Origin of the sequence: Tardiphaga sp., from assembly GCF_041424195.1 — a bacterium.
Classification (GTDB): domain Bacteria; phylum Pseudomonadota; class Alphaproteobacteria; order Rhizobiales; family Xanthobacteraceae; genus Tardiphaga.
In genome coordinates, this window is record NZ_JBGMOE010000032.1 from 57468 (window position 1) to 73967 (window position 16500).

Annotated in this window: 23 protein-coding genes and 1 pseudogene; 16 read left to right on the top strand and 8 right to left on the bottom strand. The window is 64.2% G+C overall.

What is annotated here, in order from left to right; all coding sequences use genetic code 11:
- The first annotated feature begins 183 nt into the window (after positions 1 to 183).
- The 3 genes from ACEK02_RS04075 to ACEK02_RS04085 all read left to right on the top strand — a co-directional run bounded on the left by ACEK02_RS04075 (position 184) and on the right by ACEK02_RS04085 (position 2468).
- On the top strand, positions 184 to 831 hold the full coding sequence (locus ACEK02_RS04075; protein ID WP_371420519.1) for a hypothetical protein: 648 nt from the start codon (positions 184 to 186) through the stop codon (positions 829 to 831).
- A gap of 76 nt (positions 832 to 907) precedes the next feature.
- Positions 908 to 2068: a DNA-packaging protein gene (locus ACEK02_RS04080; RefSeq protein WP_371420577.1), complete on the top strand. Its 1161-nt coding sequence runs from the start codon at positions 908 to 910 to the stop codon at positions 2066 to 2068.
- 88 nt (positions 2069 to 2156) lie between these two features.
- Complete coding sequence (locus ACEK02_RS04085; protein WP_371420520.1) at positions 2157 to 2468, top strand: hypothetical protein; 312 nt, start codon at positions 2157 to 2159, stop codon at positions 2466 to 2468.
- A gap of 58 nt (positions 2469 to 2526) precedes the next feature.
- Here ACEK02_RS04085 and ACEK02_RS04090 read toward each other — a convergent pair whose 3' ends face one another.
- The 3 genes from ACEK02_RS04090 to ACEK02_RS04100 form a co-directional block, all read right to left on the bottom strand.
- Positions 2527 to 2736, bottom strand: coding sequence for a hypothetical protein (locus ACEK02_RS04090; protein WP_371420521.1), 210 nt, complete (start codon positions 2734 to 2736; stop codon positions 2527 to 2529).
- 173 nt (positions 2737 to 2909) lie between these two features.
- Complete coding sequence (locus ACEK02_RS04095) at positions 2910 to 3230, bottom strand: hypothetical protein (protein ID WP_371420522.1); 321 nt, start codon at positions 3228 to 3230, stop codon at positions 2910 to 2912.
- A 113-nt stretch (positions 3231 to 3343) separates the two neighbouring features.
- A complete protein-coding gene (locus ACEK02_RS04100) occupies positions 3344 to 4117 on the bottom strand; it encodes a trypsin-like serine protease (protein WP_371420578.1) in 774 nt (257 codons plus the stop codon).
- 151 nt (positions 4118 to 4268) lie between these two features.
- Here ACEK02_RS04100 and ACEK02_RS04105 point away from each other — a divergent pair, with 151 nt between their 5' ends.
- The 9 genes from ACEK02_RS04105 to ACEK02_RS04145 all read left to right on the top strand — a co-directional run bounded on the left by ACEK02_RS04105 (position 4269) and on the right by ACEK02_RS04145 (position 8994).
- On the top strand, positions 4269 to 4838 hold the full coding sequence (locus ACEK02_RS04105; RefSeq protein ID WP_371420523.1) for a head-tail connector protein: 570 nt from the start codon (positions 4269 to 4271) through the stop codon (positions 4836 to 4838).
- The gene (locus ACEK02_RS04110) at positions 4835 to 5155 is read left to right on the top strand and encodes a head-tail adaptor protein (protein ID WP_371420524.1); all 321 of its coding nucleotides are present in this window, start codon (positions 4835 to 4837) and stop codon (positions 5153 to 5155) included. The genes ACEK02_RS04105 and ACEK02_RS04110 overlap by 4 nt, the downstream gene beginning before the upstream one ends.
- A 49-nt stretch (positions 5156 to 5204) precedes the next feature.
- On the top strand, positions 5205 to 5633 hold the full coding sequence (locus tag ACEK02_RS04115; RefSeq protein WP_371420525.1) for a DUF3168 domain-containing protein: 429 nt from the start codon (positions 5205 to 5207) through the stop codon (positions 5631 to 5633).
- 12 nt (positions 5634 to 5645) lie between these two features.
- Entirely contained in the window at positions 5646 to 6053 is a 408-nt protein-coding gene (locus ACEK02_RS04120; RefSeq protein WP_089267052.1) for a phage major tail protein, TP901-1 family, read from the top strand.
- 101 nt (positions 6054 to 6154) lie between these two features.
- On the top strand, positions 6155 to 6481 hold the full coding sequence (locus tag ACEK02_RS04125; RefSeq protein ID WP_371420526.1) for a gene transfer agent family protein: 327 nt from the start codon (positions 6155 to 6157) through the stop codon (positions 6479 to 6481).
- Positions 6478 to 6693 (top strand): rcc01693 family protein, encoded by a 216-nt coding sequence (locus tag ACEK02_RS04130; protein ID WP_371420527.1) that lies wholly within the window; start codon positions 6478 to 6480, stop codon positions 6691 to 6693. The genes ACEK02_RS04125 and ACEK02_RS04130 overlap by 4 nt, the downstream gene beginning before the upstream one ends.
- Positions 6686 to 7252: a phage tail tape measure protein gene (locus tag ACEK02_RS04135; protein ID WP_371420528.1), complete on the top strand. Its 567-nt coding sequence runs from the start codon at positions 6686 to 6688 to the stop codon at positions 7250 to 7252. The genes ACEK02_RS04130 and ACEK02_RS04135 overlap by 8 nt, the downstream gene beginning before the upstream one ends.
- A gap of 240 nt (positions 7253 to 7492) precedes the next feature.
- Positions 7493 to 8131: a TIGR02217 family protein gene (locus ACEK02_RS04140; protein WP_371420529.1), complete on the top strand. Its 639-nt coding sequence runs from the start codon at positions 7493 to 7495 to the stop codon at positions 8129 to 8131.
- Positions 8128 to 8994, top strand: coding sequence for a DUF2163 domain-containing protein (locus ACEK02_RS04145; protein ID WP_371420530.1), 867 nt, complete (start codon positions 8128 to 8130; stop codon positions 8992 to 8994). The genes ACEK02_RS04140 and ACEK02_RS04145 overlap by 4 nt, the downstream gene beginning before the upstream one ends.
- Here the strand turns inward: ACEK02_RS04145 and ACEK02_RS04150 are convergent.
- Positions 8964 to 9914 (bottom strand): LysR substrate-binding domain-containing protein, encoded by a 951-nt coding sequence (locus tag ACEK02_RS04150; protein ID WP_371420531.1) that lies wholly within the window; start codon positions 9912 to 9914, stop codon positions 8964 to 8966. The genes ACEK02_RS04145 and ACEK02_RS04150 overlap by 31 nt on opposite strands.
- A gap of 102 nt (positions 9915 to 10016) precedes the next feature.
- Here ACEK02_RS04150 and ACEK02_RS04155 point away from each other — a divergent pair, with 102 nt between their 5' ends.
- On the top strand, positions 10017 to 10616 hold the full coding sequence (locus ACEK02_RS04155; protein WP_371420532.1) for a cytochrome b: 600 nt from the start codon (positions 10017 to 10019) through the stop codon (positions 10614 to 10616).
- A gap of 130 nt (positions 10617 to 10746) precedes the next feature.
- On the opposite strand, the gene ACEK02_RS04160 is transcribed toward ACEK02_RS04155, so the two are convergent.
- Both ACEK02_RS04160 and ACEK02_RS04165 read right to left on the bottom strand, forming a co-directional pair.
- Complete coding sequence (locus ACEK02_RS04160; RefSeq protein WP_371420533.1) at positions 10747 to 11508, bottom strand: SDR family oxidoreductase; 762 nt, start codon at positions 11506 to 11508, stop codon at positions 10747 to 10749.
- Positions 11509 to 11634: 126 nt separating this feature from the next.
- Positions 11635 to 12876 (bottom strand): MFS transporter, encoded by a 1242-nt coding sequence (locus ACEK02_RS04165; RefSeq protein WP_371420534.1) that lies wholly within the window; start codon positions 12874 to 12876, stop codon positions 11635 to 11637.
- A 158-nt stretch (positions 12877 to 13034) separates the two neighbouring features.
- On the opposite strand from ACEK02_RS04165, the gene ACEK02_RS04170 reads away from it, so the two are divergent.
- Both ACEK02_RS04170 and ACEK02_RS04175 read left to right on the top strand, forming a co-directional pair.
- The gene (locus tag ACEK02_RS04170; RefSeq protein ID WP_371420535.1) at positions 13035 to 13958 is read left to right on the top strand and encodes a LysR substrate-binding domain-containing protein; all 924 of its coding nucleotides are present in this window, start codon (positions 13035 to 13037) and stop codon (positions 13956 to 13958) included.
- Between the two features lie 36 nt (positions 13959 to 13994).
- Positions 13995 to 14438: an NlpC/P60 family protein gene (locus ACEK02_RS04175; RefSeq protein ID WP_371420536.1), complete on the top strand. Its 444-nt coding sequence runs from the start codon at positions 13995 to 13997 to the stop codon at positions 14436 to 14438.
- A gap of 25 nt (positions 14439 to 14463) precedes the next feature.
- On the opposite strand, the gene ACEK02_RS04180 is transcribed toward ACEK02_RS04175, so the two are convergent.
- Positions 14464 to 15111 carry a LysR substrate-binding domain-containing protein gene (locus ACEK02_RS04180; RefSeq protein WP_371420579.1) on the bottom strand — a complete coding sequence of 216 codons (648 nt, stop codon included), beginning with the start codon at positions 15109 to 15111 and terminating at the stop codon, positions 14464 to 14466.
- Positions 15112 to 15258: 147 nt separating this feature from the next.
- Positions 15259 to 15384, bottom strand: a pseudogene (locus tag ACEK02_RS04185) (LysR family transcriptional regulator); the annotation flags it as partial.
- 119 nt (positions 15385 to 15503) lie between these two features.
- Between ACEK02_RS04185 and ACEK02_RS04190 the strand changes: the two are divergent.
- Complete coding sequence (locus ACEK02_RS04190; RefSeq protein WP_371420537.1) at positions 15504 to 16487, top strand: Bug family tripartite tricarboxylate transporter substrate binding protein; 984 nt, start codon at positions 15504 to 15506, stop codon at positions 16485 to 16487.
- Positions 16488 to 16500: the final 13 nt, after the last annotated feature.

The window sequence follows — 16500 nt, forward strand, 5'->3', positions numbered from 1 at the left end:
GATGGTGCCGGATCTTGCAAATGGGTGGGATGATAGTCTCGCTGTTGGAAGGTACACAGGTCGTGAAGCTATCGGCAGGTCGCAACGATTGCTGCGAAGGCTTGCAAGGGAGAAGCGCCACACGATCGCGCTCAATCGATGTTCGGGATTACTGGTTAGAACGCCAAAGTATTCGGTAGCTAAATGTCCGTATCCCCCTTCACCCAACGCCCCGCGCGCGGCTTCACGCTCGAAGCCATCGAGAATATGCGCCAACGCTACGAGGACACCGACGAGACGCAGGCGTCCATCGCGGCGGATTTCGGCATCCACAGCAAGACGCTTCGGACGCTGGCGCGCGACCATGGCTGGAAGCTGCGCAAGGATCGACCGCCGCGCGGTTTGCCCGCGGCGATCCGGTTGAACCTGTTGGCCGATCAGGCGGTGGGTGCTGCAGCCGGCGAAGCGTCGTCCGATCCTCCGGCGATGATGCCAGCGGCTGAAGAGGCAGCCGTGTCACCAAATATCGCTGCGAGGTTGGAGCAGGCGGTCGAGAAGGAATTGCGCAAGGTCGAAGCCTTGCGCAACGAATTCGGCAATCCCGCGCATCGCAGCATCGAGGCCGAGCGGACGGCGCGGACGCTGGCCACGCTCACCGAAACCCTGTTCAAGGTGCGCCGGCTGCGTGAGCCGGGCCAAACGGGCGCCGTTGCCGATGACGATCTGCCCGCCGACATCGCTGAATTCCGTCACGAGCTTGCGCGCCGCATTGACGCGTTTGTCCGCAGCCGGGCTGACGGAGTCGTTCCTGCCGACGCTGGGCCTGCAGACGCAACTGCGCCTGCACCATGATTTCGCGTGTTTTGCGCATCGCCATCAGGAGCATGGTGAGGCCGGCAATAATGGCGCGCCATGGACGACCTGGCTGATGCTGGGCGGGCGAGGGGCGGGCAAGACCCGCACCGGCGCGGAATGGGTGCGGGCGCTGGTGCGCGGCACGCCGCCTTATGCAGATCATCCCCATGGCCGTGTCGCACTGATCGGCGAGTCCGAGCACGATGCCCGCGAAGTGATGGTGGAGGGCGAGTCCGGACTGCTGCGGGTTGGCCCGCGCGCCGAGCGGCCGACATGGACTGCCACACGCAAGCGGCTGGAGTGGCCGAACGGGGCCGTCGGGCAGGTGTTCTCTGCGGATAATCCCGAGAGCCTGCGTGGCCCGCAATTCGAGGCGGCATGGTGCGACGAGCTTGCGAAGTGGCGCTATGCCGAAGCGGCATTCGACACGCTGCAATTTGGACTGCGGCTCGGTGCGCGACCGCGGCAGTTGATCACCACGACACCGCGGCCTTTGCCGATCATCAAGCGCCTGCTCGCCGATCCGCGCACGCGGGTCACGCGCGCGCCGACGCAGGCGAACAAGGATTACCTGTCGCCGACCTTTCTCGATGCCGTCGTCGGCCGCTATGCCGGCACGCGGATGGGGCGGCAGGAGCTGGATGGCGAGCTGATCGAGGATCGGCCGGATGCGCTGTGGTCGCGCGGGCTGATCGAGGCGTGCCGCGTGGTGGAGCCGCCGCCGCTGCAACGCATCGTGGTGGCGATCGATCCGCCGGGCACCTCGCGCAAGGGCGCGGATGCCTGCGGCATTGTCGCGGTGGGCCGCGCCGAGAGCGGCTGGTTCTATGTGCTGGAAGATGCCTCGGCGGCGGGGCTGTCGCCGTCGGCCTGGGCCAGCAAGGCGGTGGCGCTGTATCGCCGGCTCAATGCCAACAACATCATCGCTGAAGTGAATATGGGCGGCGAGATGGTGCGCGCGGTGCTGCGCGAGGTCGATCACACGGTGCCGCTGAAGGAAGTGCACGCCACGCGCGGCAAATATCTGCGCGCCGAGCCGGTGGCGGCGCTTTATGAGCAGGGCAAGGTGAAGCATGTCGGCTGCTTCCCCGATCTTGAAGACGAGATGTGCGACTTCGGAGTGGAGGGACTATCGAGCGGGCGCTCGCCTGACAGACTCGACGCCATGGTGTGGGGCATCACCTCGCTGATGGGCGGTGGGACTCACAGCGGCCCGCGCATCCGGCTGTTGTGACAATCAGTTGTGACAATCGGACGACGCCACGGAACCATGCCCCGCCGCTGTCGTTACCTCCATTCACGCCAGCTTTGGGAGAACGACAATGAGACTGACCGAACGCGTCGCGTGTGCGGCGGTGATTGCCGCGATGGGGACCTTTGCGGGATCGGCGGCCCGGGCTGCCGACCAGACCTTCACGGGGGTCGTCACCATTCTCGATCGCACCACCAGCGAAGTGGTGATCAAGCAGGCGCCGGCCGGCGAAACCATTGGCGCGAATACGCCGGGGGCGGTGGAGAAATTCAGGCTGCGCAGCGTGCCGGAGTCGCTGCATGCCGGCGAGCGCGTGACAGTGACCTATACCGAGAGCAATGGCGTCAAGACGATCAGCAATGTGACCGAGAAGAAAGACTAGGCGATCCGGGCGCATGACATGCTTCCGCATGCGCCCGGACGCCCTGATGCAGGCAGGTTCAATCCTTCAGCACGAATTTCTTGCGCAGCTCGGCCGCGACTTCGTCGGCGAGCTGCTGCGCATAGGTGGCGTGTTTCGGCGCGGTGATCACCATCGGCCGCCAGCCGAGCGCGGCATCCCTGCGAACCGAGACATAGACGCCGCCGACAACGATGCGCTGGGCGATCATTTCCTCGAGTTCGGCTTCGGTCTTTTCTTCTTTTCGCACAACCGGCTTCCCGCACTGCCCTGTGAAAGCTACCGCTTTAATTGGGGCGGCGTTTCGAAAATGCAGTTCACAAGAATGAGAGACGCCGGCGCCGCGATGTCGCAGTCGAAGGCATCGTCACAATGGGCACATGCCGCAGCGCGGCAGGCGTGTTCCGCGCGGCGCCGCAGATCTCAGCAATAGCCGTAGAAGCCGCAGCCATAGGGCGCGCGGCTGAAGATCGTTTCGGAATTGGTGCCGTAATAGTTGTGGTAATAATAGGAATTCGGCTTGCCGTAATAGCCGTGCACGATGGAGGGAATATCGACCTCCGGCGCATAGTGCACGATCGGCTCTTCGATCGGCCTTTCGTCCCGGACCACCACCACGCGGCGGCTCTTCACCACCGGCTCGTCGAACAGCCGGCCGATGCGGCCCTGGCCGGCCATGTCGGCGGCCTGCGCGCCCGCGGTCAGGGCCATCGCGACGACGGTGAGCGTGAGCAGGCGCAGCATCTGTGACATCCCCATGATTCGCGGAGCATAGCGGAGAACCTTTCACGGATCTTAACGACGGCGGCCTGGCGCGGCGCTTTGCCGGCACAGCCTTGCGCTCGGGAGCGCCGCCGTCAGAGCGGCGTGCCCCAGGCGCGCGCGGTCTGCAGGATCCAGTCGCGATACAGCGTCAGCGGCGTCACGCCGGTGAGGCCGCCGCAGCCGGCGGCGTTCTTCGCGCCGGTGGACCACGACACCACGCCGATCACGACGTTGCGGCCGTTCTGCTGTTGCAGCACCGGCCCGCCGCTGTCGCCGGTGCAGGCGCCGAGGCCGTCGCGCGTGTTCTCGGTCGCGGGATCGACCAGTCTGATCTGCAACTTGCCGGGATGGCTGGTGGAGACCAGGGACGCCGCGCGCACGGTGCCGCCGCTCTTGCCGTCGCCGCGCACGGCGACGCCGATGCCGGCCACGGTGTAGCTCTGCCCGGCGGCGAAGGGCTCGGTGGGCACGCCGAGCGGCAGCGCCGCCTTGCCGGGCAGGGGATCTGCGAGCTGCAGCAGCGCCACATCGGCGCTGGCGCGATGCGCCTTGATGCCCTGCGCATTGAACTGCGGATGATCGGCGACCCGTTTCACCGCCAGCAATTGCGGCTGCCGCTGCGCGTCATAGAGCACGATCTTGTAGCTGGCGCCGGGCGTCACGCAATGCGCCGCGGACAGCACCAGCGTCGGCGCGATCAGCGTGCCCGAACAGAAATTGCCGCGCGAGCCGACAATGGTGATCACCGCGCGGCCGATCTCGTCATCGCGCACCGCCGCGCCGCCGACAAGGGCGGAGGCGGGGACGGATATTGACGCGATGAGGCTGCTGGCGATGGCAATGCGGGCAACGGCAATGCGGGCAATGGCGCGCGAGTGCCTGATCGCGCGTGCGCGCGGCGTTGCGCCGGCGCGCGGCGGCATGCGGGAACCTGTCTGAATCATGGCGGGGATGTCAGCCGCACGGCCCCGCGATGTCAATGCACCGATTGGTCACACGAGCATCCCGGAGTTCCCCATGTCCGCCATTCCTCTGCTGCCGCCGGCCGGCGAGCCGCTGTCGCTTGCCGAGGCCAGACAATTTCTGCGTGTCGAGCACACCGACGACGACGCCGTCATCGCCGCGCTGATCGCCGCCGCCCGCGCGCATGTGGAAGCGCTGACGCGCCGTGCGCTGCTGACGCAGACCTGGCGGTTCGTGCTGGATGCCTGGCCGGCGGATGGACGCATCGCGCCGCGCATCGGCCCGCTCACGTCGCTGCTGGCAGTGCGGATATTCGATGCGCGTGGCGTCGCCCATGCGCTGGAGGTCGAGAGTTTCGTTGTTGATCGCGCGGCGAATGTCATCGCGGCGCCGTGCTGGGCCTTGCCCGTGCCGGGACGCGCTGTCGCCGGTATCGAACTCGATGCGGTCTGCGGCTTCGGCGCATTGGCGGGCGACGTGCCGGCGGATCTGATCCATGCGCTGAAGATCCTGCTGGCGCACTGGTATGACAACCGCGGGCTGGCCCCGGCCAGCGGCGGCGCGGCGACGCAGCCCGCAGGTCTGCAGGCGCTGATCGCGCCGTATCGGATGCTGTCGCTATGATCGATCCCGGACGGTTGAAAACACGGCTGGTGATCGAGGCGCCCGTTGAACGTGACGACGGGCAGGGCGGCGTCACGCGCAGCTACGGCGCCGTCGCCACGGTCTGGGCCGCGGTGCTGCCGGCGCGCATGACGCGCGCGGTCGAGGCCGATGCCGACGGCGCGCTGGTGCATCTGCGCATCGTCCTGCGCAGCGGCGTCGCGCTGACCCTGCGGCATCGCTTCCTCGACGGCGCGAAGATCTATCGCATCACCGCGCTGCGCGAGATCGACGACCGCAGGTTCATCGAGATCGACGCCGCATGGCGCATCGACTGACCTGAATCTTACCCCCCTTCAGGGGAGGGTAAAAAAGAGGGATCATCCCATGCCCGCAGCCCAAGTGAGTGCCAGTGCCAGTGTCGCCTTGCGCGCGGCGATCTTCGAGGCGCTCAAGGCCGACACCGCACTCGGTGCCGCACTCGGCGGTCACCGTGTCCATGACGAGCCGCCGGCCAATGCCGCCTTTCCCTATGTCACGCTCGGCGATGCCCGCATCGTCGATGTCTCCGCCGATGACGGCCAGGTGCAGGAGCATCAGCTCACGCTGCATGCCTGGTCGCGGCAGGGCGGCCACAGGGAGGCGCATGTCATCACCGGCGCGCTGCTGCAGGCGCTGGACGACGCGCCGCTGACGCCCGCCGGCCACCGGCTGGTCAATCTGCGTTTCGCCATCGCCGATATCCGGCGCGAGGCCGATGGCCGGACCTATCACGCCGTGGTGCGGTTTCGCGCCATCACCGAACCAGAGGATTGAAGGGAGCACGCGATGGGCGCACAGAAGGGCAAGGATCTGCTGATCAAGATCCATAACGGCACCACCTTCGTCACGGTGGCGGGATTGCGCAGCCGCCGCATCGCCTTCAATGCGGAGATCGTCGACATCACCCATGCGGAGTCCGTCGATCGCTGGCGCGAGCTGCTGGCCGGTGCGGGCGTGCGCCGCGCCTCGATCTCCGGCCGCGGATTGTTCAAGGACGGCGCGTCCGATGCCTTGGTGCGGCAGGCGTTCTTCGACGGCACCATCAATAACTGCCAGGTGCTGGTGCCCGATTTCGGCACCATCACCGGCCTGTTCCAGATCGCGAGTCTCGAATTCGCAGGGGAACACAATGGCGAAGTGAGCTTCGATCTCGCGCTCGAGTCCGCCGGCGCGCTGACCTTTGCCGCGGTGTGACCGACGGTGCTTGTGGCTTCACCCCACCCCGTCTCGCATTGCGCTTCGCGCGCTGCTCACCGACCCTCCCCCTTCAGGGGAGGGTAAGAACGGAGATCACCATGCCCAACAGATTGCGCGGCGAGATCGCCGCCGAACTCGGCGGCCGCAGCCGCACGCTGGTGCTGACGCTCGGCGCATTGGCGGAGCTGGAAAGCGCGTTCGGCGCCGACGATCTCGCAGCTCTGGCGGAGCGTTTCGGCTCCGGGCGGATGTCGGCGCGCGATCTCATTCGCATCATCGGCGCCGGACTGCGCGGGGCGGGCGAGGGGATCAGCGATGACGAGGTTGCGGCCATGACGGTGCCGGGCGGCGCGGCGGGCTTCGTCGGCATTGCGGCCGAGCTGATAGCAGCCACCTTCACCGATGCGCGGCAGGCGGCGCGATGACATCGCCCGCGCCATTTCCGTGGGCCGAGGCGATGCAGTTCGGCTTCGGCGTGCTCAGGCTGTCGTCCGATGCGTTCTGGCGGATGACGCCGCGCGAACTCGCTTGCGCCATCGCCGCGGTGCGCGGGCCCGCGTCGATGCCGATGGATCGCGGCGCACTCGACGAGCTGATGAAACAGTTTCCCGATTCCAGGGAGCCCTTGCATGAGTGACGCCAGTGACCTCAGCGCCGCATCCGGCGCGCTCGACAGCATGACGGCGAAGACTGCCGGTCTGACATCGGCCGCCACCACCTTCTCGAAGGTGATGACCCAGGCATTTTCGAGCTCGGTCGCGTCCGGCCAGAAATTCGACGACGTGCTGAAATCGCTGGCGCTGAAGATGTCCGATCTCGCCACGAAATCGGCGCTGCAGGCGGGCGCGGGCGCCATGACATCCGGCATTTCGGCGCTGGTGTCCGGCCTGTTCGGTAGCGGCAAATCCAGCGCAAGCAATAGTGTGAAAGCCTTCGCCGCCGGCGGCGTGATCGGGACGCCCAGCTATTTCCCGATGCCGGGCGGCGGCACGGGTCTCGCCGGGGAGGCAGGACCGGAAGCGATCATGCCGCTGCAACGTGCATCCGACGGCAGCCTCGGCGTCGCAGCTCAGGGCGGTGGCAACACGATCAACGTGCAGATCGCGACGCCGGATCTCGATGGCTTCCGTCGGTCGGAGAGCTATGTCACCGGCCAGATCGCGCGGGCGGTGGCGCGCGGCCAGCGCAGTCTGTGAGGCGCTCGCGGACCTCATGGTGAGGAGCCCGCTTCTTTCAGCGGGCGTCTCGAACCATGAATGCGTGCGATCTGCTTACCCTCCCCTGGAGGGGGAGGGTCGTCACGTGCGCAGCGCGTGACGGGGTGGGGTGACTGTTCATCGACGGTACTTGTGGCTTTACCCCACCCCGTCTCTCATCGCGCTTCGCGCGCTGATCGTCGACCCTCCCCCTCCAGGGGAGGGTGAAGGAAGAGTCTCATGACAACCTTTCACGACATCCTGTTTCCCCTCGATATCGCGCTGAAGAGCGCGGGCGGGCCGGAGCGGCGTACGGAGATCGTGTCGTTCGGCTCCGGGCGCGAGGCGCGCAATGCGCGCTGGGCGCATTCGCGGCGCCGCTTTGACGCGGGCTACGGCATCAGGACACTGGCGGCGCTGCAGAGCGTGGTGGCGTTCTTCGAGGAGCGGCGTGGACGGCTGCACGGCTTTCGCTGGCGCGACAGGCTCGATCAGTGGTCGAGCATGTCGGGCGAAGCGATCTCGCCTGATGATCAGGGCATCGGCGTCGGTGACGGCGCGACCGCTTCGTTTCAATTGATGAAGACCTATGGCAGCAATTTTGCGCCCTATCAGCGGCCGATCACCAAGCCCGTCGATGGCAGCGTGCGGATTGCCGTTGGCGGCAACGAGCTGGCGAGCAGTGCATTCACCTGCGACCCGACCACCGGCATCGTGACATTTGCCGGCGGGCATCTTCCGGCCGTGGGTGCAGCCATCACCGCAGGCTTTCAGTTCGACGTGCCGGTGCGGTTCGATACCGACTATCTCGAAGTCGATCTGTCGGCCTTTGCCGCCGGGGCGATCCCGAAAATTCCGCTGGTGGAGATCAGGATATGAGGACGATCCCGGCAACCTTGCAGGCCAGGCTCGATTCCGGCGTCACCACGCTGGCGCAGGTCTGGAAGCTGACGCGGCGCGATGGCGTTGTTGCGGGCTTCACCGATCACGATTGCGATCTCGTCATTGACGGCGTCACCTATCGCGCGGGCACCGGGCTCGCCGCATCAGAGGCCTCGAGCCGCTTCGATCTGTCGGTCGATGGGGGCGATATCGCCGGTGCGCTGGACGACGAAATCCTCACCGAGGCCGATCTCGCGGCGGGGCGTTACGACGCCGCCCAGGTGGAGACCTGGCTGGTGGACTGGAGCGACGTGGCGCTGCGCCTGCTGACGGCGCGCGGCACGCTCGGCGAAGTGAAGCGTGAGGGCACGGCGTTCATTGCCGAGTTGCGCGGCCTCGCAGACCTGCTATCGCAGGAAAGCGGCCGGCTCTATACGGCGAAATGCGGCGCCGATCTCGGCGACGGCCATTGTCGGGTCAATCTCGCCGGCTGGCGTGGCACCGGCGCGGTGGCGGCGCTTGAGGGCGTGTCGATGTTCTCGGCCAGCGGCCTCGATGCGTTTGCGGATGATCTGTTCACCGCGGGGCGTCTGACATGGGCAAGCGGCGGCAATGCCGGGCTGGCCATGGAGGTCAAGCAGCATCGCGTCACGCCGGGCCACGTGCGGCTGTCGCTGTGGCGGGCGATGGCCGAGCCGATTGCCGCCGGCGATACGTTCACCGTCACCGCCGGCTGCGACAAGACTCTGGCGACCTGCCGCGACCGTTTCGCCAATACCGACAACTTCCGCGGCTTTCCCGATATCCCCGGCAATGACTTCGTCATGAGCTATCCGACGCCGGGGACGGGTGGGGGATGACGCCGCAAGGAGCCATCCTCTCTTCGATTGATCGTCTGTGCCGTATACGCGACAGATTCTTGCAGCAACCAGTTGCGGAATTGCCGAAACGCGTGATTTCGCAACGAATCCTCGCTGTAAACGAGATAATACGTTCCTGTGCTCGCTGAATGCACTTTCGGATATGGCGAACTCAGTCGTCCGCTGGCTAAATCGTCGGCAATGAAGGAAGGGTCAGCCAATGCGTAGCCGAGGCCTTCAATGGCCCCCTGAATAGCCAAGCTGCGAGAGCTGAGCCAAATATCCTCGTTACTACTATTTTTCGTCAGTCCTGCGGTGGCGAGCCAGACCGGCCAATCTCCTGGCCGGGTCTGGATGTGCAGCATGGGGCGTGCAGCAAAGTCGTTGTGACGCTCTCGCAAGAACCTTGGGCTGCAAACCGGAGTCAGGTGCTCACCAAACAGCCGGTCAGCCAACAGGCCGGGCCAGTTGCCACAACCGTTTCGGATCCCGCAGTCGAAGCGCGACTGCTGGAAATCCACAACTTCCGCAGAGGCATCAATACTTATGCGGAAGGCGGGGTTTTGATGATGAAGGCGCTGCATCCGGGGAAGAAACCAGCGCGCCGCGAAAGTCGGCAACATGGTGACATGCAGTAACCGCTCTCGCTCTGAAATCGTCTCTGGCGCAACTGTGCGCCGAATGAGATCAAATCCGGCAGTCAACTGCGGCAACATGCGCTCTGCCGCCTCAGTCAGGCTGATGGAATTCGCGCGCCGTATGAACAGCTCAACTCCAAGCTCGGTCTCCAGCAGCCGGATCTGATGACTGATCGCAGATGGCGTGACATGCAATTCCGCTGCGGCGCTCTTGAAGCTCAGGTGCCGGGCGACAGCCTCGAAGGCGCGAATCGCGTTCAGAGACGGAAGGCGAACCTGCATGAGAATCTCTCAACCGATGGGCAAATTATTCGCGTTTGCGCCCAGCGTAGCGCCGAACCTAACTTAAATCCAAATAACTCTCTTCAAGATTAGGTTAGGTCCATGTCAGAATTTCCAGAGTTTCCCCAACTGGAAACCGCTCACAAGTCCTCAGGAGAGGTCTACGATCATGTGCAGCGCGCCTTCCACTGGATCATGGCCATCATCATTATTGTCGCCGTCCTGCTCGGTCTATGGGCGTCGTTCCTGATCCCGGGCACACCGCTCCGGCGAGCCTTGCTTGAGGTGCACAAGTCCTTCGGCATGATTTCGCTTCTTCTCATCGTTCCACGGATTGCCTATCGCTTGCTGGTTCCGGGGCCAACGGAGCTTGCGCACGGCACGGCCTTGACCCGCGCCGCCGCTCACGGCGGGCATCTGCTCTTATATATCCTGATGATCGTCATGCCCGTCTCCGGTTATCTGTTTTCCGGAGCCGGCGGCTATTCACTGCCGTTCTTCGGTCTGTTTTCCTGGCCGCGTATCGTCCCCCAAGACGATGCTCTTTCAAAACTTGGACAGGCTATTCACGATTGGGCAGCGTGGGTTGTTTACGCCATGCTCCTGGTTCACGTTGCAGCGGTCGTCGTGCATGAGGTTTTTACGCCTCATAGCGCACTTGCGCGAATGCTGCCGAGCTGGAAGCGACGGAGCGATCCGTAACATTGAGAAGTTGCTGATGTCGGCAGTCAAAGGATCTTGAAGTCGACACATCGACGGCCGCACAATTCGGTGAACGCATGTCGAGTGATCTCAAGCGCTGGAACACGATTATGGCGGCGCAGCCTGTTGCTCACTTGCCGCCGGTGACATCGAGGAAGGTGTTGGTGATGAAAGACGCCTCGGCGCCTGCCAGCCACAGGATCGCGCGCGCAACTTCTTCAGGTTGACCGCCTCGGCCCATCGGGATCGAATCCTTGACGCGATCCACGCGTCCGGGCTCTCCGCCGCTCGCGTGCATGTCGGTATAGATGTGTCCGGGGCGAATGCAGGCGACGCGTATGCCATCCCGCGCGACTTCCTTGGCCAAGCCGATGGTGAATGTCTCGAGAGCGCCCTTCGACGCGGCGTAGTCGACATATTCGTTCGGACTGCCGAGCCGGGCCGATGCCGATGAGATGTTGATCACGACGCCGCCCCGCCCGTTGTGACGATACGACATGCGCTTCACGGCCTGCTGGGCACAGAGGATAGGGCCAATCGCGTTGACGGCGAAGATGCGCTGCATCCGCTCGAATCCGAGATCTTCCATCCGGGACTGCCGCGCAAGCATTGCGGCGTTGTTTACCAGCACATCGATCCGGCCGAACACACGGTCGATCTCGGCGAATAGCTGGGCGACCTGCTCTGGATCCGCGCTATCTGCGCGCACGGGTAAAGCCTGACGCCCGGCAGCTTCAACGTCAGCCGCCACCGCAAGGGCGGCAGACTCGTTGGAGACGAAGCTGATCGCGACATCGTAACCTTGTGCGGCAGCAAGCCGCGCAGTCGCCGCGCCTACGCCGCGACTTCCACCCGTTATCAGAATGAGCGGCGCCTGTGAGACGGTATCCATTTGGCGAACCTTCATGTGGTGGTGAGCTGAAAATTGATCGACATTGCCGGCGACAGGCCGATGATCTCGCTGGCGGCATTCGGTTGGAGCACCGCGGCGCAAATGACCCATGCGAAAGCCGCAGCGTCATGCCTGCTGTCCGGACGAATGCGACGCCGCACCGGCGTCGACGTCGTCGCTCAGATGCCGCGAGAGCGCGATCACGAACGGGCAGATCGCCAGCGCCGTGATCGCGGTCGCGGCCGTGGCCGTCGCGGGGCCGAACGCATCGCCCAGAAAACCATAGAGAACGGGGGCACCGGCGCCCGCGCCGATGGTGCCCGTATAGAACAGAGCGAATGCACGCTCGGTGCGATGGGGCGGGGTCAGTTCGGGAACCGTTCCATACAGCACCGATGACGTGCCGTTGAGCATCACTCCCAGCGCCGGCAGAAGGACGATGGCCGGGACCAGCGGCAGAACCAGAACGCCGACAATCAGAACGGCCGTAGCACCCTCGGTGAAGAGGACGGTGCGCCGGGTGCCGATCTTGTCGCCAAGCCAGCCGCAGGCAAACTTGCCGGCGGCCCCGCCGATGAAAACAAGTGCCAGGGCAAAACCGATGGTGGGAAGCGTCGCGCCCTTTGCAATCAGTAGAAATGGCAGAAAGGCGAGGAAGCCCATTCTGACGGCGCTATCGAGCATTCCGATCGCCAGCAGCCAATAAAACCCGCCCCGATTTCGGCCCGTCTGGCGGGATCGTTCCTTCGCATCAATTGCATGTCCTTTGCCGACCGCCGGCATCCACACAGCCATGGCGAGGGACACGGCGATGCCCGCGACAGCGAGAGCGAATACGGCGTGTTGCCAGGCGACGCTGACAAGCAGCAGGGACATGAGCGCCGGGATGGCCGCCTTTCCGAGATCGCCGGTGAAATTGTAGACGCCAAGCGGCCTTCGCGCAGCGCGCCCATAGGCGCGCGACACGGCGGCGGATGCCAGAGGGTGTTGGGTGCTTGAGCCTGCGCCTGCCAGCGCAAGCGCCAGGCACAGTCCGACGATGCCGCCGGAGAGGCCCGCGAGCGCGTAGCCCAGTGCCGCCAGCGCTGTGCCGCAACAGAGAATGATTTTGGCGTCGATGCGCTCCGCAAGATGGCCTGCCGGAATTTGCAGACACGCCATGGTGCCGGAATAGAGCCCGCGCAAAATGGCGAGCACGCTGTAGCTCAGTGCGAATTCGGCCTGCCAGATCGGCAGCAGCACGTAGATCACGTCGGTGAAGCCGTCATGCAGGGCGTGATTGAGCCCGGTGAGCGCAAGCGTTCGCGCGGCGCGTGTCTGGTTCGGAGGAGGCGACGTGGCGGAGGTCGCGGTCTCGTGCTGTGTCATGGGTCTTCCGGCGCTGGCGCAGCAGTTACAGAAAATCTGAAGATTGGCGTGCCGGATTTGAATCGGACGCGCAAAATGCTGCTAAAAGTCACCATGAACGAGACTTGTGACTGTCACAAATCAGTAATACTCAAGTTATGGGTTAGAAATTCTCAATCATGTCCACCTTTGTCCCGCGCCGCAGCCTGCCGCCGCTGAATGCGGTCCGCGCCTTCGAGGCCGCCGCCCGTCTCGGCAGTTTGAAGGAGGCGGCCGTCGAACTCAGCGTGACCCATGGCGCCGTCAGTCAGCAGATCCGCCTGTTGGAAGACTGGTTGGGTGCTCCGGCGCTGTTTCGGCGCTCGGTCCGGCGGGTCGTGCTGACGCCTGCGGGCGCCGCACTGCTGGCCGAATTCGGGCCGGCCCTCGATCGCATTTCGGCTGCCGTGCAGCAGCATCGCACCAGACGGGATGATGCGCCGTCCATCGTGCTGCATGTCAACGCGCTGGCGACCTTCAGTCTGCGATGGCTGTTACGACGCATGGGCGCGTTTCGTGCGGAGCATCCCGACATCGAGGTCCGCTTGAGTACGTCGAACGAGACGATCGACGCCCTGGCCGAGCCATTCGACGTCGTGATCAGAGGAGGGCCGGACACCTTTCCCGGCTACACGTCGCGTTTCCTGTTCGGGGAACGGCGGCTGCCAGTGTGCAGTCCGGCCATTCTGGATCGGGCGCCGCTGACCGACATCCGCGATCTGTCGCGCCATACGCTGCTTCATGTCTCGTCGATGGCACGACTTTGGCGCGACTGGCTGACCGAGGCTGGGGAGCCCGCCCTTCGCCCGGAGGCATCCCTGACCTTCGATCATTTCTACCTGACCATACAGGCAGCGATCGATGGGCTCGGGGTGGCGATGGGTCCGACCGCGCTGGTCGCCGATGATCTTGCGGCCGGGCGATTGATGACGCCGTTTCCGGACATCAGTCTCTCGGCGCGAAGCTACTTCGCCTATCTGCCGGAAGCGCGACGGACCGATCCACATATCGCCGTGTTCTGCGACTGGCTCGAGCAACAAGGCCGCGATCTCGTCCGCAGCTAGCCTTCGCTGCATTGCTTCGTCCCGGGGCTCATCGCAATGACAACTGCACGCATCACCCGCGCTTTCCTCGTCGCCGAGGCGCGGAGCTGGATCGGCACGCGCTATCAGCATCAGGCGTCGCTCAAGGGCGTGGGATGCGATTGCCTCGGCCTCGTGCGCGGCGTCTGGCGCAGTTGCATCGGCAGCGAGCCGGAAGCGCCGCCGCCTTATGCCCCGGACTGGGCCGAGGCGCGGGGCGAGGAAGCGCTGGCGCAGGCGGCGCTGCGTCATCTGGTGCCCATTGCGTTGAATGAGTTCAGCGCCGGCGACGTGCTGCTGTTTCGCTGGCGCGACGGCTATGTGGCCAAGCACGCGGCGATTGCGAGCGGCGAGGGCACGATGATCCACGCCCATGACGGCGCCGCCGTCTGCGAAGTCGCGCTAACGCCGTGGTGGCGGCGGCGCCTGGCCTATGCGTTTCGGTTTCCCGGAGTCACTTGACGCCGGGCGCGTTGCGCGGACTTCATCATGCGCGGATTTCGCTCCCGGCTGCATCATCATTCATTGCGACACGTTCCTGTACCAGCATCGCGAATGATGTCTGGGCGTCATATCGATCGCTGTCGGCTTTCCAGACACATCGCGTCTCCGAAACAACATTCCCGCCTTTCAGCGGAAGAAGAACGACACCTGCAATATGCGCGGATATCATGGCGCGCGGAACCAGGGCGACGCCAAGACCGTGAGCGACGGCCGAGATCACGCTGACCCAATGCCGCACCTCATGAATGACCGTCGGCGAGAAGCCGGCAGACTGACAGGCCTCCAGAATGGAATTGAAATAGGCGGGCGAAGCCGAGCGACCGAACAGGATAAACTCCTCGCCGGCCAATTTCTCGAGTTGGACGGATCGTTTGGTGGCGTAGCGATGATCGCTGGGAAGACAGGCAAGAAGTGGCTCCCGGCAAAAGCGAAATCCGTCAAGGCCATCGGGCGTCTCGAGACCGTTGATAAAGCCGAAATCAATCTCGTCGCGCTTGAGGGCGGTAATCTGCTCAGCAGTATTCAGTTCCTGCAACCGCAACTCGATGCCGGGATGCAGCTGTCGGAACGATCGAATGATGGCAGGCAGGCCGCGATAAAGGGTCGAGCCGCCAAAGCCGACGCGCAACAAGCCGCCTTTCTCATGGTCGACTGCTCGCACGAAGTCGCGAACTTCCTCGACGCGACGGAGCAGAAAAGTCGCCTCCGATTGAAGTGCGCGCCCGGCAACCGTCAGCTCGACATTGCGGCTGTTGCGTTGAAAGAGCTTGGTGCCGAGGCTTTCCTCAAGCTGCCTGATGGCCAGACTGAGAGGCGGTTGAGAGATGGACAGCCTCTGGGCGGCGCGCCGGAAATGGCGTTCCTCGGCCAGAACCAGAAAATACCGCAGCAATCGCAGTTCCATCGCCGTCTCCGGGGATTGATATGTTCTGTGGATCGATCAACACGAAATAGTATTGGACGCTATCGGTCCGCCGCGGTCAACTGACTCCCAGAAAGCAAAAAAATCCGGGAGGACATCGAATGAATCGACCGAGGATGGCTGGCTTCGCCATGGCGATGGTTGCTGCGAGCCTCGCAATGGCGTGTAGCTCGGCGGCGAGAGCCGAATATCCGGATCGCCCCGTCAAACTCATTGTCCCCTTCGCTGCGGGCGGCCCCACCGATGCGCTGGCCCGCAATCTCGCCGAAGGACTGCGCGTCCAGCTCAAACAGACAGTGGTGGTTGAAAACAAGGGCGGAGCCGGGGCCAATATCGGCGCCGAATACACCGCCAATTCGCCGGCCGACGGCTATACCTTGATGTTCGGAACGTCAGGGCCTCTGGCCATCAATGTCAGTCTCTACAAGAAACTCAATTACGACCCGATCAAGAGTTTCGATCCCGTCATCATGCTCGGCAAACTCCCGAACGTGCTTTCCGCAGGTCCGGGATTGCCGGTCAAGGACCTCAAGGAGCTGATCGCCTATGCCAAGGCCGGCAACAAGCTGAACTATTCGTCCTCGGGTGTTGGCGCCTCGACGCATCTGTCGGGAATTCTCTTCAATGCGGAAGCCGGCGTCGATCTGCAGCACGTCCCGTATCGCGGTGCCGCGCCAGCCATGACCGATCTGCTGGGCGGACAGGTCCCGCTCAGCTTCTCGGACGTCTACTCGTCCGCTCCGCACATCAAGGCCGGGGCGATCCGCGCGATCGGTGTCACGACACTTGAGCGCACCCCGCTGCTTCCCGACGTTCCCACGCTCAACGAACTTGGGCTCAAGGGTTTTGACGTGAGTGTTTTCTTTGGAATTGTCGTTCCGAAGGGAACGCCGCCCGAGGTCATTGCCACGCTCAACGCGGCATTCCGGGAGGCCATCAAGGATCCCGCCATCAAGGCTGCCATGGACCAGCAAGGCATTATTCCGGCCCAGTCACTCACCCCGGCCTATCTGGCCGAGTTCATGGCATCGGAGACGCTTCACTGGCGCAGCGTTCTCGCGCAGGTCGGATTCGAACAGCAGTAAGAGAATTCAGAAA